Annotated in this window: 17 protein-coding genes; all 17 read left to right on the top strand. The window is 72.6% G+C overall.

All coding sequences use genetic code 11. The features are described from left to right. Positions 1-162 precede the first annotated feature (162 nt). The 17 genes from AB0P35_RS14590 to proB all read left to right on the top strand — a co-directional run bounded on the left by AB0P35_RS14590 (position 163) and on the right by proB (position 23031). Positions 163-2952: a penicillin acylase family protein gene (locus tag AB0P35_RS14590; protein ID WP_363510503.1), complete on the top strand. Its 2790-nt coding sequence runs from the start codon at positions 163-165 to the stop codon at positions 2950-2952. A gap of 88 nt (positions 2953-3040) precedes the next feature. Then, positions 3041-4438 carry a folylpolyglutamate synthase/dihydrofolate synthase family protein gene (locus AB0P35_RS14585; protein ID WP_095874875.1) on the top strand — a complete coding sequence of 466 codons (1398 nt, stop codon included), beginning with the start codon at positions 3041-3043 and terminating at the stop codon, positions 4436-4438. A gap of 6 nt (positions 4439-4444) precedes the next feature. After that, entirely contained in the window at positions 4445-4789 is a 345-nt protein-coding gene (locus tag AB0P35_RS14580) for a DUF4233 domain-containing protein (protein ID WP_095874876.1), read from the top strand. A gap of 103 nt (positions 4790-4892) precedes the next feature. Beyond that, positions 4893-5306, top strand: coding sequence for a nucleoside-diphosphate kinase (gene ndk / locus AB0P35_RS14575; protein ID WP_363510499.1), 414 nt, complete (start codon positions 4893-4895; stop codon positions 5304-5306). A gap of 329 nt (positions 5307-5635) precedes the next feature. Next, on the top strand, positions 5636-6661 hold the full coding sequence (locus tag AB0P35_RS14570) for a rod shape-determining protein (RefSeq protein ID WP_095875666.1): 1026 nt from the start codon (positions 5636-5638) through the stop codon (positions 6659-6661). A gap of 90 nt (positions 6662-6751) precedes the next feature. Further along, positions 6752-7690 carry a rod shape-determining protein MreC gene (gene mreC, locus AB0P35_RS14565; protein ID WP_095874877.1) on the top strand — a complete coding sequence of 313 codons (939 nt, stop codon included), beginning with the start codon at positions 6752-6754 and terminating at the stop codon, positions 7688-7690. Between the two features lie 2 nt (positions 7691-7692). Further along, the gene (gene mreD, locus AB0P35_RS14560) at positions 7693-8334 is read left to right on the top strand and encodes a rod shape-determining protein MreD (protein WP_095874878.1); all 642 of its coding nucleotides are present in this window, start codon (positions 7693-7695) and stop codon (positions 8332-8334) included. 33 nt (positions 8335-8367) lie between these two features. Further along, the gene (gene mrdA, locus AB0P35_RS14555) at positions 8368-10614 is read left to right on the top strand and encodes a penicillin-binding protein 2 (protein ID WP_363510494.1); all 2247 of its coding nucleotides are present in this window, start codon (positions 8368-8370) and stop codon (positions 10612-10614) included. Further along, positions 10611-11810 (top strand): FtsW/RodA/SpoVE family cell cycle protein, encoded by a 1200-nt coding sequence (locus tag AB0P35_RS14550; RefSeq protein WP_095874880.1) that lies wholly within the window; start codon positions 10611-10613, stop codon positions 11808-11810. The genes mrdA and AB0P35_RS14550 overlap by 4 nt, the downstream gene beginning before the upstream one ends. A gap of 121 nt (positions 11811-11931) precedes the next feature. Continuing rightward, positions 11932-13860: a TIGR03960 family B12-binding radical SAM protein gene (locus tag AB0P35_RS14545; protein WP_363510491.1), complete on the top strand. Its 1929-nt coding sequence runs from the start codon at positions 11932-11934 to the stop codon at positions 13858-13860. Between the two features lie 77 nt (positions 13861-13937). After that, positions 13938-14630, top strand: a complete 693-nt coding sequence (locus tag AB0P35_RS14540) for a hypothetical protein (RefSeq protein ID WP_363510488.1) — start codon at positions 13938-13940, stop codon at positions 14628-14630. Positions 14631-14790: 160 nt separating this feature from the next. Further along, the gene (locus AB0P35_RS14535; RefSeq protein WP_095874883.1) at positions 14791-15555 is read left to right on the top strand and encodes a TIGR03936 family radical SAM-associated protein; all 765 of its coding nucleotides are present in this window, start codon (positions 14791-14793) and stop codon (positions 15553-15555) included. 351 nt (positions 15556-15906) lie between these two features. Beyond that, complete coding sequence (locus AB0P35_RS14530; protein ID WP_363510485.1) at positions 15907-19398, top strand: Rne/Rng family ribonuclease; 3492 nt, start codon at positions 15907-15909, stop codon at positions 19396-19398. Positions 19399-19618: 220 nt separating this feature from the next. Next, the gene (rplU, locus tag AB0P35_RS14525) at positions 19619-19936 is read left to right on the top strand and encodes a 50S ribosomal protein L21 (RefSeq protein ID WP_095874885.1); all 318 of its coding nucleotides are present in this window, start codon (positions 19619-19621) and stop codon (positions 19934-19936) included. Between the two features lie 12 nt (positions 19937-19948). Then, complete coding sequence (gene rpmA, locus AB0P35_RS14520) at positions 19949-20206, top strand: 50S ribosomal protein L27 (RefSeq protein ID WP_014135732.1); 258 nt, start codon at positions 19949-19951, stop codon at positions 20204-20206. Positions 20207-20314: 108 nt separating this feature from the next. Further along, a complete protein-coding gene (gene obgE / locus AB0P35_RS14515; RefSeq protein WP_095874886.1) occupies positions 20315-21793 on the top strand; it encodes a GTPase ObgE in 1479 nt (492 codons plus the stop codon). 101 nt (positions 21794-21894) lie between these two features. Further along, a complete protein-coding gene (gene proB / locus AB0P35_RS14510) occupies positions 21895-23031 on the top strand; it encodes a glutamate 5-kinase (RefSeq protein ID WP_095874887.1) in 1137 nt (378 codons plus the stop codon). Positions 23032-23052 lie beyond the last annotated feature (21 nt).

Genomic DNA, 23052 nt, shown 5'->3' with positions numbered 1-23052 from the left:
GTCCGGTCCGAGTCCGAGCGTTGCCGGCGCCACCGCCATGAGTGGGTAAAACCGTTCGGCCGCAGGCGAGTTGTGGCATGCACGCTACTAGGCAGAATGTCAGCAACGCCCCTACCGTCGAGTAGCGCAGCACCGCATCCGCAACTCGACCGAGGAGCCGGCATGCAACGACGCCCCCACCCGCGCAGATTCGCCGCCGCCACCCTCGCGGCCGCACTGCTGGCCGTATTCGCCCCCACCGCGACCCCCACCGCCGCGGCCGCCCCCGCCGCCCCCACCGACTACTGCGCCGGGAAATGCCTCGACATCCTGCCGCCCGGCGAGAACGGCAACGCCACCCTCGCCGAGATCCTCCTCAACAAGGTCTTCGGCTCCCGGCCCGCCCACACCGACGACCAGCTCGGCCCGTACGCCAACCTCGCCGGCGCCTACCCGCAGCTGACCGAGGCCCAGCTGCGGAACTTCTTCAACGACGCCTCCTTCGGCGTCCCCGCCGACCAGGTCGCCTCCACCACCCGCCCGCGCAGCGACGTCGCCATCGTCCGCGACAAGGCCACTGGTGTCCCCCACATCACCGGCACCACCCGCTACGGCACCGAGTTCGGCGCCGGCTACGCCGCCGCCCAGGACCGGCTCTGGGTGATGGACCTCTTCCGGCACGTCGGCCGCGGCCAGCTCTCCGGCTTCGCCGGCGGCGCCGCCGCCAACCGGCAGCTGGAGCAGAGCTTCTGGCAGGCCGCCCCGTACACCGAGGACGAGCTGCAGCGGCAGATCGACGCCATCGCCGGCCAGGGCGACCGCGCCCGGCAGGCCCTCGCCGACGCCACCGCCTACCTCGACGGCATCAACCAGTACGTCCGCGAGTCCTACAACGGTCGGTACTTCCCCGGCGAGTACGACCTCACCGGCCACATCGACGCCATGACCAACGCCGGCGGCATCGAGCCGTTCAAGCTCACCGACCTGGTCGCCCTCGCCTCCGTCGTCGGCGCGCTGTTCGGCTCCGGCGGCGGCGGCGAACTCGCCTCCGCCCAGGTCAGACTGGCCGCCGAGGCGCGCTACGGCACCGCCGACGGCGACCGGCTGTGGGCATCGCTGCGCGAGGCCGACGACCCCGAGGCCGTCCTCACCCTGCACGACGGACAGCGCTTCCCGTACGCCCTGCCGCCGGACGCCCCGCAGGGCACCGCACTGCCCGACCCGGGCTCGGTCGTCCCCGAGCAGATGATCCACGACGCCACCGGTACCGGCACCCAGACCGCCACCACCGCCCCCGGACTGCTGCCCGGCAACCTGCTCACCGCCAAGCACGGCATGTCCAACGCCCTGCTGGTCTCCGGCGCCCACACCGACGACGGCCACCCCGTCGCCGTCTTCGGCCCGCAGACCGGCTACTTCGCCCCGCAGCTGCTCATGCTGGAGGAGATCCAGGGCCCCGGCATCAGCGCCCGCGGCGCCGCCTTCGCCGGCCTCAGCTTCTACGTGCAGCTCGGCCGCGGCCAGGACTACGCCTGGAGCGCCACCTCCGCCGGCCAGGACATCACCGACACCTACGCCGTCCCGCTCTGCACCACCGACGGCAGCCCGGCCGGCCTCGCCGCCGACCACTACCTCTGGCACGGCCAGTGCCTGCCCATGGAGCGGCTGGAGCGCAAGAACGCCTGGAAGCCCACCACCGCCGACTCCACCGCGGCCGGCTCCTACACCCTGGTGATGAACCGCACGAACTACGGCCTGGTCACCGCCCGCGGCACCGTCGGCGGCGCCCCCGTCGCCTTCACCTCGCTGCGCTCCACCTACCGCCACGAGGCCGACTCCATCATCGGCTTCCAGATGCTCAACGACCCCGGCGCGGTGCACGACGCGGCGAGCTTCCAGCAGGCCGCACAGAACATCAACTACACCTTCAACTGGTTCTACGCCGACTCCCGGGACATCGCCTACTACAACTCCGGCACCAACCCGGTGCGCGCCGCCGGGGTCGACGCCGGCCTGCCCGTCCGCGCCGAACCCGCCTACGAGTGGCGGGACTTCGACCCGGCGGCGAACACCGCCCGGTACACCCCGCCGGCCGAGCACCCGCACTCCGTCGACCAGGACTACTACATCTCCTGGAACAACAAGCAGGCCGCCGGCTTCGCCGCCGCGGGCTTCGGCAACGGCTCGGTGCACCGCGGCAACCTGCTCGACGACCGGGTGAAGGCGCTGATCGCCGGCAACGGGAAGGCGAGCCGGGTCTCGCTCACCGGGGCCATGGAGTCCGCCGCCCTCACCGACCTGCGCGCCGAGGACGTGCTGCCCGAACTGCTCCGGGTGATCCGCAGCGCCCCGGTCACCGACCCCGCCCTCGCCGGCGCCGTGCAGAAACTGGAGACCTGGAAGGCCGCCGACGGCCAGCGCCGGGAGACCTCGCCCGGCAGCCACGCCTACCGCGACGCCGACGCGATCCGCACCCTGGACGCCTGGTGGCCGCTGCTGGCCGACGCGGTCTTCCGGCCAGGCCTCGGCGACGCCCTCTTCACCGCGCTCACCGGCGCCGTGCAGATCAACGAGTCGCCCTCCGGCGGGCAGACCGGCCCGACCGGCGGCACCGCCAGCGCCAACGAGTCCATCCCGCACAAGGGCTCGGCCTTCCAGTACGGCTGGTGGAGCTACGTCGACAAGGACCTGCGGTCCGTCCTCGGCGACCCGGTCGCCGGACCGCTCGCCCGCCCGTTCTGCGGCGGCGGCGACCTCGCGGCCTGCCGCACCGCCCTGCTCGACAGCCTGCGGAAGGCCGTCGCGCAGACCCCGGCCCAGGTCTACCCGGGCGACGCCGACTGCTCGGCAGGCGACCAGTGGTGCGCCGACTCGATCGTCCAGCGCCCGCTCGGCGGAGTCACCGACCCCAAGTCCACCTGGCAGAACCGGCCCACCTACCAGCAGGTCGTGCAGTTCCAGGCGCACCGCTGAGCCCCGGAGCGCAGGCACCCCGGCCCCGCCACCACCGGGCCGGGGTGCCTGCGCCGGAGCCGGCCCGGGCGCTACGTAGACTGGGCCCGTGAGCGACAAGGCCGAGCAGAACCCGTACACCACCCGCCCCTCCGACGACGGGGCCACCGGCCCCGAGGCCGAGCTGCGGGCCGTGGAGACCGAACTCTCCAACCGCTGGCCGGAGAACAAGCTGGAGCCCTCGCTCGACCGGATCAGCGCGCTGATGGACATCCTGGGCCAGCCCCAGAACTCCTACCCGTCGATCCACATCACCGGCACCAACGGCAAGACCTCCACCGCCCGGATGATCGAGCAGCTGCTCGGCGGCTTCGAGCTGCGCACCGGCCGCTACACCAGCCCGCACGTGGAGTCGGTCACCGAGCGGATCAGCCTGGACGGCGTCCCGATCAGCACCGAGAAGTTCGTCGAGACCTACCGCGACATCGAGCCGTACGTGCGGATGGTCGACGAGGGCCAGCCGGTCGCGATGTCCTTCTTCGAGGTGCTCACCGGCATGGCGTACGCCGCGTTCGCCGACGCCCCGGTGGATGTCGCCGTGGTCGAGGTCGGCATGGGCGGCTCCTGGGACGCCACCAACGTCATCGACGCCGCCGTCGCCGTGATCACCCCGATCGGCCTGGACCACACCGACAAGCTCGGCGGCACCACCGGCGAGATCGCGGTGGAGAAGTCCGGCATCATCAAGCCCGGCGCGCTCGCCGTCGTCGCCCAGCAGCAGCTGGACGCCGCGCAGACCATCCTCAAGCGGGCCGTCGACGTGGACGCCACCGTCGCCCGCGAGGGCATGGAGTTCGGCGTGATCCGCCGCGAGGTCGCGATCGGCGGCCAGCTGGTGACCCTGCGCGGCCTCGGCGGCGCCGAGTACGAGGACGTCTTCATCCCGCTGCACGGCGCCCACCAGGCGCACAACGCGGCGCTCGCGCTGGCCGCGGTCGAGGCGTTCTTCGGCGTCGGCGCGGCCGGCGGCGGCCAGCTGGACACCGACAAGGTCCGCCGGGCGTTCTCCGGCGTCGCCTCGCCGGGCCGCCTCGAGGTCGTCCGCCGCAGCCCCACCGTGATCCTGGACGCCGCGCACAACCCGCACGGCGCCGAGGCCGCCGTCGCCGCGATCGGCGAGGCCTTCGGCTTCACCAAGCTGGTCGGCGTCATCGGCACCAGCGGCGACAAGGACGTCTCCGGCCTGCTGGAGGTCTTCGAGCCGATCCTCGCCGAGGTCGTGATCACCCAGAACTCCACCCACCGGGCGATGCCCGTCGACGAGCTGGCCGCGCTCGCCGTGGAGATCTTCGGTGAGGATCGTGTGCAGGTCGAGCCCCGGCTGGACGACGCCATCGACGCGGCCGTCACGCTCGCCGAGGAGGAGGACCTCGGCGGCGCCGGCGTCCTGGTCACCGGTTCGGTCATCACGGTGGGCGAGGCACGCCTGCTGTTCGGAAGGAAGTAGTACCCGATGCGGATCCTCTGCTCCTCGACCCTGATCGGCGAGGCCCTGCTCATCATGTTCGCCGGCCTCGTCGCGATGCCGCTCTCCGACGTGCCGACCGGCACGATCTGGGCCGTCAGCGGCACCGCCATGGTGCTGTGCGTGCTGCTCTGCGGCATGATCGAGCGCCCCGGTGCGGTGCCGATCGGCTGGGCACTGCAGATCGGCCTGATCGCCAGCGGACTGGTGCTGCCGACCATGTTCGGCCTCGGCGCGGTCTTCGCCGGCCTGTGGTGGTGTTCGGTGCACTACGGGCGCAAGGTCGACGTCATCAAGGCGGCCCGGGCCGCCCAGGCCGAGCAGACCGCCTGAACCCCCGCTGAGCGGCCCGTTCGCGTCGGCGGGCCGCACCCGCAGGGTAGTGTCTGCGGTGGCCGAACCCACCGTGCCGAACCCGATCCCCTGGAGCCGCACCGTGTCCCAGCGCACTCTCGTCCTGCTCAAGCCCGACGCCGTCAAGCGCGGCCTGGCCGGCGAGATCATCAGCCGCATCGAGCGCAAGGCGAACTGGCGGCTGACCGCCCTCGAGCTGCGCACCTTCGACCGGGCGACGCTGGAGCTGCACTACGCCGAGCACGTCGGCCGCCCGTTCTACGAGCCGCTGCTGGAGTTCATGACCTCCGGCCCGTCGATCGCCCTGATCGTCGAGGGCGAGAACGTCGTCCCCGGCATCCGCGCGCTCGCCGGCGCCACCGACCCGCTGCAGGCCGGCCCGGGCACCATCCGCGGTGACTACGCCACCATCACCCGCGAGAACCTGATCCACGCCTCCGACTCGGACGTCTCCGCCGAGCGCGAGATCAAGATCTTCTTCCCCGCGCACGCCTGACCCCCGTCTGACGTACGCCCAGGTCGGGCCGGGCGCAACCGCCCTGGCCCGACCAGGTGGAATCGGGCGGACCGGCCCCGAAACGGCGGAACCCGGAGCGCCGACACGGCGTCCCAATCCCGGGAAGAGCCCATCGGCCGCCGGAGAATGGCCAGCATGCCGTACCTCGCCGTCCGCGGTGAGAGGGCCTGGCTACGATGGACGCAACTCATGGGCCCGGTACGGCTGCTCAGCTGATGTCAGCCCTGTCGTGGGCGCGCGCGATCGGCCCACTCCCCGCACATGCACACCGAGCTCGGGAAGGCACTGCACACCCCATGGCCAACAATCTGTCGTTCATCGGCCGTGACATGGCGATCGACCTCGGCACTGCCAACACGCTGGTGTACGTCAGGGGCAAGGGGATCGTCCTCAACGAGCCGTCGGTCGTCGCGGTGAACACCAACACCGGCGGCATCCTCGCGGTCGGCGCCGAGGCCAAGAAGATGATCGGGCGCACGCCCGGCAACATCGTCGCCATCCGCCCGCTCAAGGACGGCGTGATCGCCGACTTCGAGATCACCGAGCGGATGCTCCGCTACTTCATCCTCAAGATCCACCGCCGCCGCTACCTGGCCCGCCCGCGCGTCGTGGTCTGCGTGCCCTCCGGCATCACCGGGGTCGAGCGCCGCGCCGTGATCGAGGCCAGCGCCCAGGCCGGCGCGCGCCAGGTGCACATCATCGAGGAGCCGATGGCCGCGGCGATCGGCGCCGGCCTGCCGGTGCACGAGCCCACCGGCAACATGGTCGTCGACATCGGCGGCGGCACCACCGAGGTCGCCGTGATCTCGCTCGGCGGGATCGTCACCGCGCAGTCCCTGCGGGTGGCCGGCGACGAGCTGGACAACGCCATCGTCCAGCACATCAAGAAGGAGTACAGCCTCCTCCTCGGTGAGCGCAGCGCCGAGCAGATCAAGATGTCGATCGGCTCCGCCTTCGCGCTGGAGGGCGAGAAGGACGAGCACGCCGAGATCCGCGGCCGCGACCTCGTCAGCGGCCTGCCCAAGACCGTCGTCATCTCCGCCGCCGAGATCCGCGAGGCCATCGACGAGCCGGTGGACTCCATCATCGACTCGGTGAAGACCACCCTCGACCAGTGCCCGCCCGAGCTCGCCGGCGACGTCATGGACCGCGGCATCGTGCTCACCGGCGGCGGCGCGCTGCTGCGCGGCCTCGACGAGCGGCTCCGCCGGGAGACCGGCATGCCCATCCACATCGCGGAGAACCCGCTGGACTCGGTCGCCCTCGGCGCCGGCAAGTGCGTCGAGGAGTTCGAGGCGCTCCAGCAGGTCCTGGACGCCCAGCCGCGCCGCTAGCCCCTCCCCGCGGGGGGCCGACCGGCGCACACGGCGTCACATCTCCAACTGAACAACCGGTACCAGGGAACGAAGGGGCGCTCCAGCACCGTGAGGGACACACGAGAGAGCCGACTACTGCTCATCCTGCTGGTCGCGGTCGCCTTCGCCCTGATCACCGTCGACATCAAGGGCGGCGAGGACTCCCCGCTCGGCGGGGTCCGCCGGGCGGCCGCCGGCCTGCTCGGCCCGGTCGAGCGCGGCGCCTCCGGCCTGGTCGACCCGGTGGCCGGCACCATCCGCGCCGTCCGGGACGCCTCCACGCACCAGCAGCGCCTCGACCAGATCACCCGGGAGAACACCGAGCTGCGCCAGCGGCTCGCCTCCTCCGACACCGCGTCCGGCCGCACCAAGCAGCTCGACGACCTGCTCCGGACGGCCGGCAACGGCGGATACACCATCAAGGCCGCCCAGGTCATCGCGATCGGCGCCGCCCAGGGCTTCTCCTGGACGATCACCATCGACGCCGGCAGCGACGACGGCCTCACCCGCGACATGACCGTCATCAACGGCCAGGGCCTGGTCGGCCGGGTCACCACGGTCGCCCCGACCACCGCCACCGTGCTGCTCGCCTCCGACCCCGGCTTCACCGCCGGCACCCGGCTGGAGGGCAGCGACGAGATCGGCTTCGCGGCCGGCCAGGGCAGCAGCCCGATGAGGGTCCAGCTGCTCAACGGCCGCGCCCAGGTCAAGGCCGGCGACCGGGTCGTCACCTTCGGCTCGCAGAGCGGCCGCCCGTTCGTCCCCGGCGTCCCGATCGGCCGGGTCGTCGAGGTCCAGGCCACCCCGGGCGAGCTCACCAAGACCATCCTGGTCGAGCCGTACGTGCAGTTCACCCGACTCGACCTGGTCGGCGTCGTCGTGGTGCCGCCGCGCAGCGACCCGCGCGACGGGGTGCTGCCGCCCAAGCCGACCGCCGCCGCGGCGAACCCGCCGGCCGCCCCCGCGCAGCCGACCACCGCCGCCTCCACACCCGCAGGGGGGAACTGACCGTGCGTCCGAACCGCATCCTGCTCTCCGCCGTCCTGCTGCTGCTCGGCCTGGTCGTCCAGGTCAGCGTGCTCGGCCGGCTCCAGCTGCCCGGGGCCACCCCCGACCTGCTGATGCTCGTCGTCGTCGGCCTCGCCCTGGTGTACGGCCCGACCGGCGGCTGCCTGGCCGGCTTCACCGCCGGCCTGCTCGCCGACCTCGCCCCGCCCTCCGACCACGCGGTCGGCCGCTACGCGCTGGTGCTCTGCCTGGTCGGCTACGCCGCCGGCCTGCTCCGCCCCGAGGGCGGCCGGCAGCGCTCCGCGGTCAGCGCCCTGATGGTGGTGGCCGTCGCCGCCGTGGTCTCCACCGGCCTGTACGCCTCGGTCGGCGCCCTGGTCGGCGACACCGCCGCCCGCCACGTCGGCCTCGCCGGGCTGGTGTTCAGCGCCCTGCTGTACGACGTGCTGCTCGCGCCCTTCGTGGTGCCCGCCGTCATGCTGCTCGCCCGCCGCTTCGACGGCGGCGTCTCCGGCGCGGAGACCGAGGACCCCGGCGCCTCCGGGCTCGGCAGCCTGGCCCGCTACAAGACCACCCGGGAGTCCTCGCCGATGCCGACGAGCCAGCGCAAGAAGCGGTCGCTCGGCCTCGCCCGCCGCCCCTGACGCCCCGCAGACCCCCGAGGAGGAGTCCCCGCAGTGAGCAACATCCCGGAGACCGGACGCACCCAACGGGTGACGATCCGTCTGGTGGTGCTGCAGATCCTGGTGCTGTCGCTGCTCGCCACCCTCGGCGGGCGGCTGTGGTACCTGCAGATCCGGACCGGCAGCCAGTACGCCGCCCAGGCGCAGGGGAACCACATCCGGGAGGTCGTGGAGCCCGCCGTCCGCGGCGAGATCCTCGACGCCTCCGGGCGGGTGCTCGTCGGCAACGAGACCAAGCTGGTCGTGTCCGTCAGCCGCACCTCGCTGCTGCAGCAGAAGGACCGCGGCAAGGCCGTGCTGACCCGGCTCGCCGGCGTGCTCGGCCTGCAGCCCAAGGACGTCCAGGACAAGGTACGGCTCTGCGACGCCAAGACGCCCAAGCCGTGCTGGAACGGTTCGCCCTACCAGCCGATCCCGGTCACCCAGCAGGCCACCACCCAGCAGGCCATGCAGATCATGGAACGCCGCGAGGACTTCCCCGGCGTCACCGCCCAGCCCACCGCCGTCCGCCGGTACACCGGCGTCGAGGGCGCCAGCGCCGCCCAGGTGCTCGGCTACCTCTCCCCGGTGACCGACGCGGAGGTCACCGGCACCGCCGACAAGACCGGCCGCGAGCGGCGCCTGCCCAGCGACCAGATCGGCCGCGCCGGCCTGGAGTCCGTCTACGACGACGACCTGCGCGGCACCACCGGCGTCGACAAGCTGGAGGTCGACAACCTCGGCAAGGTCATCGGCAGCGCCGGCACCGTCCCCGCGCAGTCCGGCAACAACCTGGTCACCAGCATCGACGCCCGGGTGCAGAAGGTCGTCGAGGACCAGCTGGCGAGGGCCATGGCCGACGCCCGCAAGGTCTACGACAAGGAGACCCACAAGAACTACGAGGCGGACTCCGGCGCCGCCGTCGTGATGGACGTGCACACCGGCCGCATCGTCGCGATGGCCAGCGCCCCGACCTTCGACCCCAACCTGTGGGTCGGCGGCATCTCCGCCAAGGACTACCAGGCGCTGACCGACAAGGGCTCCAACTACCCGCTGATCAACCGGGCGATCCAGGGCCTGTCCGCGCCGGGCTCCACCTTCAAGGTCATCTCCACCACCGCCGCCGTCCAGGCCGGCTACTCCCTCGACGGCCACTACCCGTGCCCGCCGAGCATGACCATCGGCGGCCGCGTCTTCAAGAACTTCGAGGGCGAGAGCTTCGGCGAGATCTCGCTGGAGAAGGCGCTGGAGATCTCCTGCGACACCGTCTTCTACTACCTGTCCTACGACCAGTGGCTGAAGGACGGCGGCATCAGGCCGAAGAACCCCGGCGACTGGTTCACCAAGACCGCCCACCAGTACGGCCTCGGCGCCAAGACCGGCGTCGACCTGCCCAGCGAGGTCGCCGGCCGCGTCCCCGACCGGCAGTGGAAGCAGTCCTTCTACGACGCCAACAAGGACTCCTGGTGCGCCCAGGCGGCCAAGGGCGGCCACGAGTACGCCGACGAGATCGCCCGCGAGAACTGCCAGGACGGCAACGTCATGCGCGCCGGTGACGCCGTCAACTTCGCCATCGGCCAGGGAGACACCCTCGTCACCCCGCTCCAGATGGCCCGGATCTACGCCGCGCTCGCCAACGGCGGCACGCTCTACCGGCCCACCATCGGCAAGGCGATCATGAGCCCGGACGGCAAGCTCGTCCGCGACATCGCCCCGCACGAGGACGGCAAGATCCCCGCCCAGGGCAAGCTGCTCGAGTACATCGACCAGGCCACCGCCGGCGTCGTCGTCAGCGGTACCGCCGCCTGGAAGTTCACCGGCGCAGGCTGGCCCCAGAACAAGATCGAACTGCACGCCAAGACCGGCACCGCCGAAGTCGCCGGCAAGCAGACCACCTCGTGGCTGACGACCTACAGCGACGACTACGCGGTCGTGATGACGATAAGCCAGGGCGGCACCGGCTCCGGCGGTTCCGGTGACTCGGTACGCCGCATCTACCAGGCGCTCTACGGCGTCGACGACAAGGGCGCCATCGACAACGGCAAGGCCCTGCTGCCCAAGCCGCAGGCCGAACTGCCCAAGTTCAACCCGGACGGCACCGCCATCATCAAGCAGGCGTCCCTCACCGACGGCGCCACCGACGGCTTCAGTGGCAGCCGGGCCTTCCTCGACCCGGCACCCGCCACCGGCACCGGAGGCGCCACCCTGCTCGCGCTCGCCGCCCTGGAGCCCGCCCGCGCCCCCGGAAGGAGCCGCGGATGACCTCCTACGGCTCGTACCGCACCGTCCGGCTCGCCCCGCAGCGCGGCTCCATCGCCCGGGTGCTGGCCAAGGACTCGCCGCTGCGCCGGATGGACTGGATCATGATCCTCGCAGCGCTGGCGCTCTCCCTGGGCAGCTCACTGCTCGTCTGGTCCGCCACCCGCGGCCGCGACAACCTCACCCACGGCGACCCGCAGTACTTCCTCTACCGGCACCTCACCAACGCCCTGGTCGGGGTGGTGCTCGGCGCGCTGACCGTCGGGATAGGGACACGCCGGCTGCGCACCGCGGTGCCCTTCGTCTACGTCGGCGTGCTGCTGCTGCTCGGGGTCACCCTGACCCCGTTCGGCTCCACCATCAACGGCCAGCACTCCTGGATCCAGTTCGGCGGCGGCTTCTCGCTGCAGCCGGCCGAGTTCGCCAAGCTCTCCATCGTGATGGGCATGGCCGTGGTGCTGTCCGCCCGGGTCGACGCCGGCGAACGGGAGTTCCCCTCCTCGCGCAGCGTCGTGCAGGCGCTGGTGATGGCCGCCCTGCCGATGGGCGTCATCATGCTGATGCCGGACCTCGGCTCGGTCATGGTCATGGGCGTCGTCATCATGGGCGTCCTGCTCGCCTCCGGCGCCGCCCGCCGCTGGGTGTTCGGCCTGATCGGCGCCGGCACCGTCGGCGCGGTGGTGATCTGGAAACTCGGCGTGCTCAGCAAGTACCAGATCGACCGCTTCGCCGCCTTCGCCAACCCCTCGCTCGACCCGGCCGGCGTCGGTTACAACACCGCGCAGGCCCGCATCGCCATCGGCTCCGGCGGCCTCACCGGCATGGGCCTGTTCCACGGCTTCCAGACCACCGGCCAGTTCGTCCCCGAGCAGCAGACCGACTTCGTGTTCAGCGTGGCCGGCGAGGAACTCGGCTTCGTCGGCGGCATCGGCCTGATCGCCCTGCTCGGCGTCATCCTCTGGCGCGCCTGCAAGATCGCCCGCCAGGCCACCGACCTCTACGGCACCGTCCTCGCCGCCGGCGTCATCACCTGGCTCGCCTTCCAGGCCTTCGAGAACATCGGCATGAACCTCGGCATCATGCCGGTCGCCGGCATCCCGCTGCCCTTCGTCTCCTACGGCGGATCCTCGATGTTCGCCGTCTGGATCGCCATCGGACTGCTCCAGTCCGTCCGCTCCCAGCGGCCGATAGGGATCTGACCCGCCCGGAACGCGCCCCCTCCCGCCCGGTATCCAGCCCGGTTCTCGCGCGGGAGGGGGGCGCGGTCCGGTCCGGTACGCTTGAGGGTCGTTCCCCTCCACGACCCAAAGGGCTCACCGTATGCCAGTCGAATCGGTCTTCCCACGCCTGGAGGCCCTCCTCCCGCACGTCCAGAAGCCGATCCAGTACGTCGGCGGCGAGCTCAACTCGACCGTCAAGGACTGGGACGCCTGCGACGTCCGCTGGGCCCTGATGTACCCCGACGCCTACGAGGTCGGCCTGCCCAACCAGGGCGTCATGATCCTCTACGAGGTGCTCAACGAGCGCGAGGGCGTGCTCGCCGAGCGCACCTACAGCGTCTGGCCCGACCTCGAAGCGCTGATGCGGGAGCACGACGTCCCGCAGTTCACCGTCGACGCGCACCGCCCGGTCAAGGCCTTCGACCTGTTCGGCCTCTCCTTCTCCACCGAGCTCGGCTACACCAACATGCTGACCGCGCTCGACCTCGCGGGCATCCCGCTGGAGTCCAAGGACCGCGGCCTCGACGACCCGATCGTCCTCGCCGGCGGCCACGCCGCGTTCAACCCCGAGCCGATCGCCGACTTCATCGACTGCGCCGTCATCGGCGACGGCGAGCAGGCCGTGCTCGACATGACCGAGATCGTCCGCGCCTGGAAGGCCGAGGGCCGCCCCGGCGGCCGCGACGAGGTCCTGCTGCGCCTCGCGAAGACCGGCGGCGTCTACGTGCCCCGGTTCTACGACGTCGAGTACCTGCCGGACGGCCGGATCGGCCGCGTCGTGCCCAACCGCGCGGGCGTGCCGTGGCGCGTCTCCAAGCACACCGTCATGGACCTCGACGAGTGGCCCTACCCCAAGCAGCCGCTGGTGCCGCTCGCCGAGACCGTCCACGAGCGGATGTCCGTGGAGATCTTCCGCGGCTGCACCCGCGGCTGCCGCTTCTGCCAGGCCGGCATGATCACGCGCCCCGTGCGGGAGCGAAGCATCACCGGCATCGGCGAGATGGTCGACCGCGGGCTCAAGGCCACCGGCTTCGAGGAGGTCGGCCTGCTCTCGCTGTCCAGCGCCGACCACTCCGAGATCGCCGACGTCACCAAGGGCCTCGCCGACCGCTACGCCGAGGACAAGATCGGCCTGTCGCTGCCCTCCACCCGGGTCGACGCCTTCAACATCGACCTGGCGAACGAGCTCTCCCGCAACGGCCGCCGCTCCGGCCTCACGTTCGCCCCCGAGGGCGGCAGTGAGCGCATCCGCAAGGTGATCAACAAGATGGTGTCCGAGGAGGACCTCATCAACACGGTCGCCACCGCGTACGGCAACGGCTGGCGCCAGGTGAAGCTGTACTTCATGTGCGGCCTGCCCACCGAGACCGACGAGGACGTGCTGCAGATCGGCGAGATGGCGAAGAACGTCATCGCCAAGGGCCGCGAGGTCACCGGCGGCAACGACATCCGCTGCACCGTCTCCATCGGCGGCTTCGTGCCCAAGCCGCACACGCCGTTCCAGTGGGCCCCGCAGCTGAGCGCCGAGGACACCGACGCCCGCCTCACCAAGCTGCGCGACTCCATCCGGCACGACCGCAAGTTCGGCAAGAACATCGGCTTCCGCTACCACGACGGCAAGCCCGGCATCATCGAGGGCCTGCTCTCCCGCGGCGACCGCCGGATCGGCGCCGTCATCCGCGCCGTCTACGACGACGGCGGCCGCTTCGACGGCTGGCGCGAGCACTTCTCCTACGACCGCTGGATGGCCTGCGCCGACAAGGGCCTGGCCGGCACCGGCGTCGACGTCGACTGGTACACCACCCGCGAGCGCGGCTACGAGGAGGTGCTGCCCTGGGACCACCTGGACAGCGGCCTCGACAAGGACTGGCTCTGGGAGGACTGGCAGGACGCCCTCGAAGAGGTCGAGGTCGAGGACTGCCGCTGGACCCCGTGCTTCGATTGCGGCGTCTGTCCTCAGATGGACACGCACATCCAGGTCGGCCCCACCGGCAAGAAGCTCCTGCCGCTGACGGTGGTCAACTCCTAGCACCGCACCGGTACAGTCCGACGGCCCCTCCCGGCACATCCGCCGGGAGGGGCCGTCGCACGACACGAGGGGGACGGATGACCGAGGACCGACCGGCCGAGGGGTGCCTGGTGGCGGCCGTACGGGTGCCGGCGCGGATCTTCGCGCTGCTGGTGGTCGTGCCGCTGCGCTTCCTGTGGGAGCTGCTGCTGGCCGTGGTCCTGCGACCGCTCGGCCGCGTGCTCGGGTGGCTCGCCGTGCAGGTCGGCCGGGTCCTGTACTGGACGGTGGTGTGGCCGCTGGTCCGGCTGTACCGGTACGTGCTCACCCCCTGCGGCCACGCGCTGGCCCGGCTGCTCCGCACTCTCGTGTGGGCCCCGTTGGCCTGGCTCGGCCGGCAGGTGCTGGCCCCCGCGGGGCGGGCGTTCCGGACGGCGCTGGCCTGGCTGGGACGGTACCTGGTGGTCGTTCCGCTCGCAGCCCTGTGGCGGTACGTGCTGGAGCCGTGCGCCCGCGGTCTGTGGTGGCTGCTCACCGTCCTCGCCCGCGGACTGGGCGTGCTGCTGCGCGTCCTGCTGGTGGTGCCGCTGGCGTGGCTGTGGCGGGTGCTGCTGTACCCGGTGCTCCGCGAGGCGGGGCGGGCGATCGGCTGGGCCTGGCGGATCGGCGGGCGGATCTGGGGCTTCCTGGTGGTGCGGCCGTGCCGCTGGGTGCGGCGCGAGGTGTGGTGGCCGGCGAAGGCCGAGATCGCGCGGGTGCTGCGGGAGGTGCGGCGGGCGTTGGTGGGGTGACCCGGTTCGGGCGGCGGGTCCGGGCGCGTACCCTTGTCCTGACAAGCAACCGGACTGTCCCGACACAGCAACCGGCCGTGACGGCCGGACGGGACACCGATCTAAGGACTGAGTAGCCCTGGCACGCCGCACGCCCGACGGTCCGCCGCCCGCGCCGACGGTGCAGCGCATCCGTCTCCGCTACACCAAGCGCGGCCGTCTGCGCTTCACCAGCCACCGGGACTTCCAGCGGGCGTTCGAGCGCGCGCTCCGCCGCTCGGCCGTTCCGATGGCGTACTCCGCCGGCTTCACCCCGCACCCCAAGGTCTCCTACGCCAACGCGGCCCCGACCGGCGTCGCCAGCGAGGCGGAGTACCTGGAGATCGGCCTCGCCGAGCTCCGCGACCCGGAGTCGCTCCGGGCCCAGCTCGACGAGTCGCTGCCCGCCGGCCTGGACATCGTGGACGCCGTCGAGGTCCGCACCGCCAACTTCGTCGAGCGCCTGGAGGCCTCCGAGTGGCAGCTGCGGCTGGCCGGTGTCGACCGGGAGCAGGCGGCCGGTGCGGTCGCCGCGTTCCTGGCCGAGGAGGCCGTCGAGGTGCAGCGGATGACCAAGAACGGCGTGCGCGTGTTCGACGCCCGTGGGGCGGTCGCGGCGTTCGAGGTACTCCCGTCGCAGGTCGGCGATGGTAACGACACTGGCACGGAGCGTGCCGACGATGTTCGTCCGGGCGCAGCCTGTGCGATACTGCGGCTGGTAGTACGACATGCCACACCCGCCGTACGACCCGACGACGTTTTGTCCGGTCTCCGTGCGACGGCCGACCTGGCGCCGCCGGTCCCCGCTGAGGTGACCAGGCTGGCGCAGGGGCCGCTCGACGAGGAGACCGGCACGGTGACCGACCCGCTGGCGCTCGATCGCGCCGCGGCCCCGGCAGGCCGATAGCGGCCGCAGGGCCGCGCGCCTCTGCCGAGCGCCGAGTGGGCAGGGAGCCAGGGCTCACCACCGGGCCGTGGCTCCCCGGTCCCCGCGGCTTCCCAGGGGAGCGAGCGTCGTCGCACGCAGCCGGGCCCCCAAGGGCCCGACCTGGACAACGAGAAGACTGGTCAGACCAGAAGACTTTTCGGTACCCCGCACCGTGCGGGGCGCCGAGCGAGACTACGAGCTCCTGTGCGGCCTCGCGTCCGCACGGCGGCACCGTGGGAGTCGGCGCGCAGTTTCCGCGACCGGCCGTGACCCAGGTGCCCAGCCGTGCCCGGATGCGGAGCCCGGGGGCCTGACGGGAGATCCACCCGCATGCTCGAGAACACCGAACCGCAGTCCGCTGCGGAACCGGCCGACACCCCTGCCGACGGTACCGCCGCGACCCCGCCGCGCCGCCGTCGCCGCGCGGTCTCCCGCCCGGCCGGCGCCCCGCAGGGTGCCGCCGCCGAGGCGGCCGAGACCGTCCTGCCGGCCGAGTCGCAGCCGGCCGGCGCCGAGGAGGTCCCGGCCGAGCCGGTCGCCGCCGAGGCCCCGGCCGCCGAGAAGCCCGTGCGGCCCCGCCGCAGCCGCAAGCGCGTCGAGGCTCCGGCCGGCGCGCCGGAGGCCACCCCGATCGTGGTGACCGGGCCCGAGGCGACCGCCGAGCCCGCCGCGGCCGAGGAGGTCCCGGCCGAGCCGGTCGCCGCCGAGGCCCCGGCCGCCGAGAAGCCCGCCCGTACCCGCCGCACCCGCAAGCGCGCCGAGTCCCCGGCCGGCCCGCCGGTCGCCGAGGAGGCCCCGGCCGAGCCGGTCGCGGCCGAGACTCCGGCCCCCGCGGAGCCGGAGCCCGCCGCGGCCGAGGAGGCCCCCGAGGCCCCGGCCCGCCGTACCCGCCGCCGCCGGGTGGTCGAGCAGGCCCCGGTCGTCGCCGAGGAGCCTGCCGAGCCCGTCGAGGAGGCCGTCGAGCCGGTCGAGGAGGAGGCCGAGGCCGCCGAGGAGCCCGCCGAGGCCCCGGCCGTCGCCGAGCAGCCCGCCGCCCCGGCCGCCGAGCCCGAGCCGGAGCCCTCGCACCGGGTGCGCCGCCGTGCGGTCCGCCCGTCCACCGCGATCTTCCAGGCCCCGGTCTTCCAGGAGCCCGCGCCCTACGTCACGGCGGCCGCGCCCGCGGCCCCGGCCGTGCCCGCCGGCAAGGCGGCCGCTGCCGCCGCGCCCGAGGCGACCGGCGAGGAGGAGGAGTTCGAGTACAGCGGCGTCGGCCGCCGCCGCCGTACCCCCGTCCGGGTGCAGGGCCCGGCCCGGCAGTCAGCCGCCCGGGCGCAGGCACCCGCCCGCGCCGAGGTCGTGCCCGCGGAGAAGGAGCCCGTCGAGGCCCCCGAGGCCGGCCCCGAGCAGGAGGGCGAGTGGGAGGAGGACGGTCGTCCGTCCCGCCGCCGTCGTCGTGGTGGCCGTCGTCGCCGCCGCGGTGAGGCCGAGGAGCCGGAGGCCGTCGAGGCTGCTGCCGAGCAGCCGCAGGCCGAGGACGAGGGCACCGAGGAAGGTGCCGAGGACGAGGAGCCGGAGGAGGACGAGGACGACCTCGCCGCCGGGCTGTCCTCCTCGCGCCGCCGTCGTCGCCGTCGCCGCCGCGGTGGTGAGGGTGCCGCCGAGCAGCCCGAGACCACCGAGGACGGCGTCCGCACGGTGGTGAAGGTGCGCGAGCCGCGCCGCCGCTCCACCGAGCCGTCCTTCGACCCGGACGAGGTGCAGTCCATCAAGGGCTCCACCCGCCTGGAGGCCAAGAAGCAGCGCCGCCGCGAGGGCCGCGAGCTGGGCCGCCGCCGGGTGCCGATCATCACCGAGGCCGAGTTCCTGGCCCGCCGTGAGTCGGTCGAGCGCGTCATGGTGGTGCGCCAGAACGGCGAGCGCACCCAGATCGGCGTCCTCGAGGACGGCGTGCTCGTCGAGCACTACGTCAACAAGGAGCAGGCCACCAGCTACGTCGGCAACGTCTACCTGGGCAAGGTCCAGAACGTGCTGCCGTCGATGGAGGCCGCGTTCGTCGACATCGGCAAGGGCCGCAACGCGGTGCTCTACGCCGGCGAGGTCAACTTCGGCGCGCTGGGCGGCCACGGCGGCCCGCGCCGGATCGAGTCGGTGCTGAAGTCCGGCCAGTCCGTGCTCGTCCAGGTCTCCAAGGACCCGATCGGCCACAAGGGCGCCCGCCTGACCAGCCAGATCTCGCTGCCCGGCCGCTACCTGGTGTACGTGCCCGAGGGCTCGATGACCGGCATCAGCCGCAAGCTGCCGGAGAACGAGCGGGCCCGTCTGAAGCAGATCCTCAAGAAGATCGTCCCGGACGACGCCGGCGTCATCGTGCGCACCGCCGCCGAGGGCGCCAGCGAGGACGAGCTGACCCGGGACGTCCAGCGCCTGCAGCAGCAGTGGGAGGACATCCAGAAGAAGGCCGCCACCGGCAACGCCCCGGCGCTGCTCTACGGCGAGCCCGACATGACCGTCCGGGTCGTCCGCGACATCTTCAACGAGGACTTCACCAAGGTCATCGTCGCCGGCGCGGACGCCTGGGGCACCATCCATGACTACGTGTCCAACGTGGCCCCGGACCTCACCGAGCGGCTGCAGAGGTGGACCTCGGACGTGGACGTGTTCGCCACGTACCGGATCGACGAGCAGCTGATGAAGGCGCTGGACCGGAAGGTCTGGCTGCCCAGCGGCGGTTCGCTGGTGATCGACCGCACCGAGGCGATGATCGTGGTCGACGTCAACACCGGCAAGTTCGTTGGCCAGGGCGGCAACCTCGAGGAGACCGTCACCCGCAACAACATCGAGGCGGCCGAGGAGATCGTCCGCCAGCTGCGGCTGCGCGACCTCGGCGGCATCATCGTGATCGACTTCATCGACATGGTGCTGGAGTCCAACCGCGACCTGGTGCTGCGCCGCCTGCTGGAGTGCCTGGGCCGGGACCGCACCAAGCACCAGGTGGCCGAGGTCACCTCGCTGGGCCTGGTGCAGATGACCCGCAAGCGGGTCGGCCAGGGCCTGCTGGAGTCCTTCTCCGAGCCCTGCGTGCACTGCAACGGCCGCGGCGTCATCGTCCACATGGACCAGCCGCACACCCACGGCGGCGGCGGTACCACCCCGGCGGCCGGCGAGGCCGGCAGCGGCAAGCGCCGCCGGCGCGGCAAGGGCGGCGCCCAGGCCGAGCCGCACGCCGAGGCCGCGGTCGCCGTCGAGGCCCCGGAGGACGAGGCCCTTGAGGCCGTCGAGGTCGTCGAGGTGGCGGAGATCGCCGAGGCGCCGGTGGAGGTCGTGGTGGCGGAGGCCGTCGTGGCGCCGCCGGCCGAGGCCGCCGAGCCGGCCGCGGCCCCCGCGGGCCGTCCGCGCCGTCGCGCGGTGCGCAAGGCGACGGCCCCGGCGGGTGCGCCGGCCGAGGCCGAGATCGTCGTGCTGCAGGCGCGGGCCGAGGCCGCCATGGAGGCCGCGCTGTCCGCCGCCGCACAGCAGGCCACCGAGCCCGCCGCGGAGGCCGTCGCGGAGCCGGTGGCCGAGGAGGCCGCGCCGGTCGTCGAGGCCGCCGCCGAGCCGGTGGAGACCGCCGAGGAGGCCGTCGAGGCCGCCGTCGAGCCGGTGGAGACCGCCGCCGAGGAGGAGGCCGCGGAGCCCGCGCCCAAGAAGCGCGCCACCCGCAAGACCGCCGCCAAGAAGACCGTCGCCGCGAAGAAGACCACCGCGGCGAAGAAGACCACCGCCCGCAAGACCGCCACCAAGCGGACGAGCGCGGCGGCCAAGAAGGCCGCGGCCGCCGAAGGTGACGGCGCCGCCGAGTAACGCCCCGCGACCCGGGGCGGCCCCGTGCCGCCCCGGGCCCGGTAGGGCCCGGTTTGCCCCCGAGCAGGCTGGTCCGTATTCTTGACCCTCGGCGTCTTACGCCATGCTCCCGAGCACCTCACCTCCCGGTACCGCACCGCGGCGACGGGGGAGGCTCATGTGTCCGTACCCATGGGCTGGCATCGGTGAGCTTCGACCGAGTACAGAAAGCAGGTACCGCATGTACGCGATCGTTCGCGCCGGCGGCCGCCAGCACAAGGTCGCCGTTGGCGACGTGCTGGAGATTGACCGCATCGACGCCAAGCCGGGTGACTCGGTCGAGCTGTCGACCGTCCTGGTCGTCGACGGTGACGCCGTCACCTCCGACCCGTGGGTGCTCGGCGGCGTCAAGGCTCACGCCGAGGTCGTCGAGGAGACCAAGGGCGACAAGATCGTCATCCTCCGCTACAAGAACAAGACGGGTTACCGCCGTCGTCAGGGTCACCGCCAGAAGTACACCGCGGTGCGCATCACGAGCATCGACTCCGTCAGCAAGTAAGGGGATAGCGAGATGGCACACAAGAAGGGCGCAAGCTCTACCCGGAACGGCCGTGACTCGAACGCCCAGCGCCTCGGCGTGAAGCGCTTCGGCGGCCAGGTCGTCAGCGCCGGCGAGATCATCGTCCGCCAGCGCGGCACCCACTTCCACCCGGGTGCCAACGTCGGCCGTGGCGGCGACGACACCCTGTTCGCGCTGACCGCCGGTGCCGTGCAGTTCGGCAACCGTCGCGGCCGCAAGGTCGTCAACATCGTGGCCGTCGAGGCCTGAGTCTGACCTCACGTCAGGACTCGCCGTGGAGGGTGGGCCGGAATGATCCGGTCCAACCTTCACGCTTTACAGCAGGACAACCTTTTCCGTCGTACTGGAGGCACCCCCATGACCACCTTCGTGGACCGCGTCGAGCTGCACGTCGCCGCGGGTAACGGAGGCCACGGCTGCGCCTCCGTTCACCGAGAGAAGTTCAAGCCGCTCGGCGGGCCCGACGGCGGCAACGGCGGCGAGGGCGGCAGCATCATCCTCACCGTCGACAGCCAGATCACCACCCTGCTCGAGTACCACCACTCGCCGAAGCGCAAGGCCACCAACGGCAAGCCGGGCGCCGGCGGCAACCGCACCGGCGCCGACGGCCAGGACCTCGTCCTGTCGGTGCCGGACGGCACCGTGGTGCTCGACCGGAAGGGCAACGTGCTCGCCGACCTGGTCGGCCACGGCACCAGCTTCGTCGCCGCCGCCGGCGGCCGCGGCGGGCTCGGCAACGCCGCCCTCGCCTCCGCCCGCCGCAAGGCCCCCGGCTTCGCCCTGCTCGGCGAGCCCGGCGAGGCCCGCGACATCGTGATGGAGCTCAAGTCCGTCGCCGACGTGGCCCTGGTGGGGTACCCGAGCGCCGGCAAGTCCTCGCTGATCTCGGTGCTCTCCGCCGCCAAGCCGAAGATCGCGGACTACCCCTTCACCACGCTGATCCCCAACCTCGGCGTGGTCACCGCCGGCTCGACCGTCTACACCATCGCCGACGTGCCGGGCCTGATCCCGGGCGCCAGCCAGGGCAAGGGCCTGGGCCTGGAGTTCCTGCGCCACGTCGAGCGGTGCGAGGTGCTGGTGCACGTCCTCGACTGCGCCACCCTGGAGCCGGGCCGCGACCCGCTCACCGACCTGGAGACCATCGAGGAGGAGCTCGCCCAGTACGGCGGCCTGGAGGACCGGCCGCGCCTGGTCGCGCTCAACAAGGTCGACGTGCCGGACGGCCAGGACATCGCCGACCTCACCCGCGCCTCGCTGGAGGAGCGCGGCTACCGCGTCTTCGAGGTCTCCGCGCTCGCCCACAAGGGCCTGCGCGAGCTGAACTTCGCGCTCGCCCAGATCGTCGCCGAGGCCCGCGCGGCCAAGCCCGTCCAGGAGTCCACCCGGATCGTGCTGCGGCCGCAGGCCGTCGACGACGCGGGCTTCACCATCACCGAGGAGGACGGCGCCTACCGCATCCGCGGCGTCAAGCCGGAGCGGTGGGTCCGCCAGACCGACTTCTCCAACGACGAGGCCGTCGGCTACCTCGCCGACCGGCTCGCCCGCCTCGGCGTCGAGGAGCAGCTCTGGAAGGTCGGCGCCCACGAGGGCGACACGGTCGTCATCGGCCCCGAGGACGACGCCGTCGTCTTCGACTGGGAGCCGACCATGGCCTCCGGCGCCGAGATGCTCGGCCGCCGCGGCGAGGACCACCGCTTCGAGACGCAGCGGCCCGCCGTCGACCGCCGCCGCGACAAGCAGCGCGGCCGGGACGCCGCCGAGGAGGAGTTCCGGGCCTTCGAGGCGCTCTCCTCCGGCCGCCAGGCCATCGAGGGCGACGACGACGAGGACCACTGAGTCCCGGCGTCCGCCAGCTGATATCCCGACGAGCCCGCTGCGCGGATCGCGTAGATTGCGACCGAGCAGCGGGCTCGATGCAGCACGACCGGAGGACACTGATGACGGGTCAGACACTGCGGCAGGACGTCCTCGCCGCGCGACGGATCGTCGTGAAGGTCGGCTCGTCCTCCCTGACCACCGCGTCCGGCGGGCTGGACGCCGACCGGGTCGACGCGCTCGTCGACGCGCTCGCCAAGGTCCGCGCCCGCCCGGACGCCCCCGACGTCGTCCTGGTCTCCTCCGGTGCCATCGCGGCCGGCCTCGCCCCGCTCGGCCTCGCCAAGCGCCCCTCCGACCTGGCCCGCCAGCAGGCCGCCGCCAGCGTCGGCCAGGGCCTGCTGGTCGCCCGCTACACCGCCTCCTTCGCCCGGTACGGCATCCGGGTCGGCCAGGTGCTGCTCACCGCCGAGGACGCCAGCCGCCGCTCGCACTACCGCAACGCCTACCGCACCCTCGACCAGCTGCTCGCGATGGGCGCCATGCCGGTCGTCAACGAGAACGACACCGTCGCCACCGCCGAAATCAGGTTCGGTGACAACGACCGGCTCGCCGCCCTGGTCGCCCACCTCGTCCGCGCCGACCTGCTGCTGCTGCTCTCCGACGTCGACGGCCTGTACGACGGCGACCCGGCCAAGCCCGGCACCAGCCGGATCGAGACCGTGCGCGGCCCGCACGACCTCGACGGCATCGAGATCGGCAGCGCAGGCAAGGCCGGAGTCGGCACCGGCGGCATGGTCACCAAGGTCGAGGCCGCCAGGATCGCCACCGGCGCCGGCATCCCCGTCGTGCTGACCGCCGCCAGCCACGCCGCCGAGGCGCTCGCCGGCCGGCCCACCGGCACGCTCTTCCAGCGCACCGGCAGCCGCTCCGCCGACCGGCTCCTGTGGCTCGAACACGCCTCCACCCCGCGCGGCGCGCTCCACCTCGACGCAGGCGCCGTCGACGCCGTCGTCCTCGGCGGGAAGTCCCTGCTCCCGGCCGGTGTCACCAAGGTCGAGGGCGAGTTCACCGCGGGTGATCCGGTCGACCTTCTTGGTGAAAACGGCCACATCGTCGCCCGCGGACTGGTCAACTTTGATGCGAGGGAGCTGCCCCGGCTGCTCGGCCGCTCCACGCGGGAGCTGGCCCAGGAGCTCGGTGCCGCGTACGAGCGCGAGGTCGTCCACCGCGACGACCTGGTCGTCCTGCGCGGCTGACGGGGCGACCCGGAGCCGGCG

The sequence above is a fragment of the Kitasatospora sp. NPDC085879 genome, assembly GCF_040686255.1.
Lineage (GTDB): Bacteria > Actinomycetota > Actinomycetes > Streptomycetales > Streptomycetaceae > Kitasatospora.
Note: the sequence above shows the minus strand (reverse complement) of the source record. Positions and strands in the feature narration are given on the sequence as shown.

Excerpts from the sequence above, each read along its gene's own strand:
- AB0P35_RS14590 (WP_363510503.1), top strand. The coding sequence starts at position 163 with ATGCAACGACGCCCCCACCCGCGCAGATTCGCCGCCGCCACCCTCGCG.
- AB0P35_RS14580 (WP_095874876.1), top strand. The coding sequence starts at position 4,445 with ATGCGGATCCTCTGCTCCTCGACCCTGATCGGCGAGGCCCTGCTCATC.
- AB0P35_RS14550 (WP_095874880.1), top strand. The coding sequence starts at position 10,611 with ATGACCTCCTACGGCTCGTACCGCACCGTCCGGCTCGCCCCGCAGCGC.
- AB0P35_RS14545 (WP_363510491.1), top strand. The coding sequence starts at position 11,932 with ATGCCAGTCGAATCGGTCTTCCCACGCCTGGAGGCCCTCCTCCCGCAC.
- AB0P35_RS14540 (WP_363510488.1), top strand. The coding sequence starts at position 13,938 with ATGACCGAGGACCGACCGGCCGAGGGGTGCCTGGTGGCGGCCGTACGG.
- AB0P35_RS14530 (WP_363510485.1), top strand. The coding sequence starts at position 15,907 with ATGCTCGAGAACACCGAACCGCAGTCCGCTGCGGAACCGGCCGACACC.
- rplU (WP_095874885.1), top strand. The coding sequence starts at position 19,619 with ATGTACGCGATCGTTCGCGCCGGCGGCCGCCAGCACAAGGTCGCCGTT.
- rpmA (WP_014135732.1), top strand. The coding sequence starts at position 19,949 with ATGGCACACAAGAAGGGCGCAAGCTCTACCCGGAACGGCCGTGACTCG.
- obgE (WP_095874886.1), top strand. The coding sequence starts at position 20,315 with ATGACCACCTTCGTGGACCGCGTCGAGCTGCACGTCGCCGCGGGTAAC.
- proB (WP_095874887.1), top strand. The coding sequence starts at position 21,895 with ATGACGGGTCAGACACTGCGGCAGGACGTCCTCGCCGCGCGACGGATC.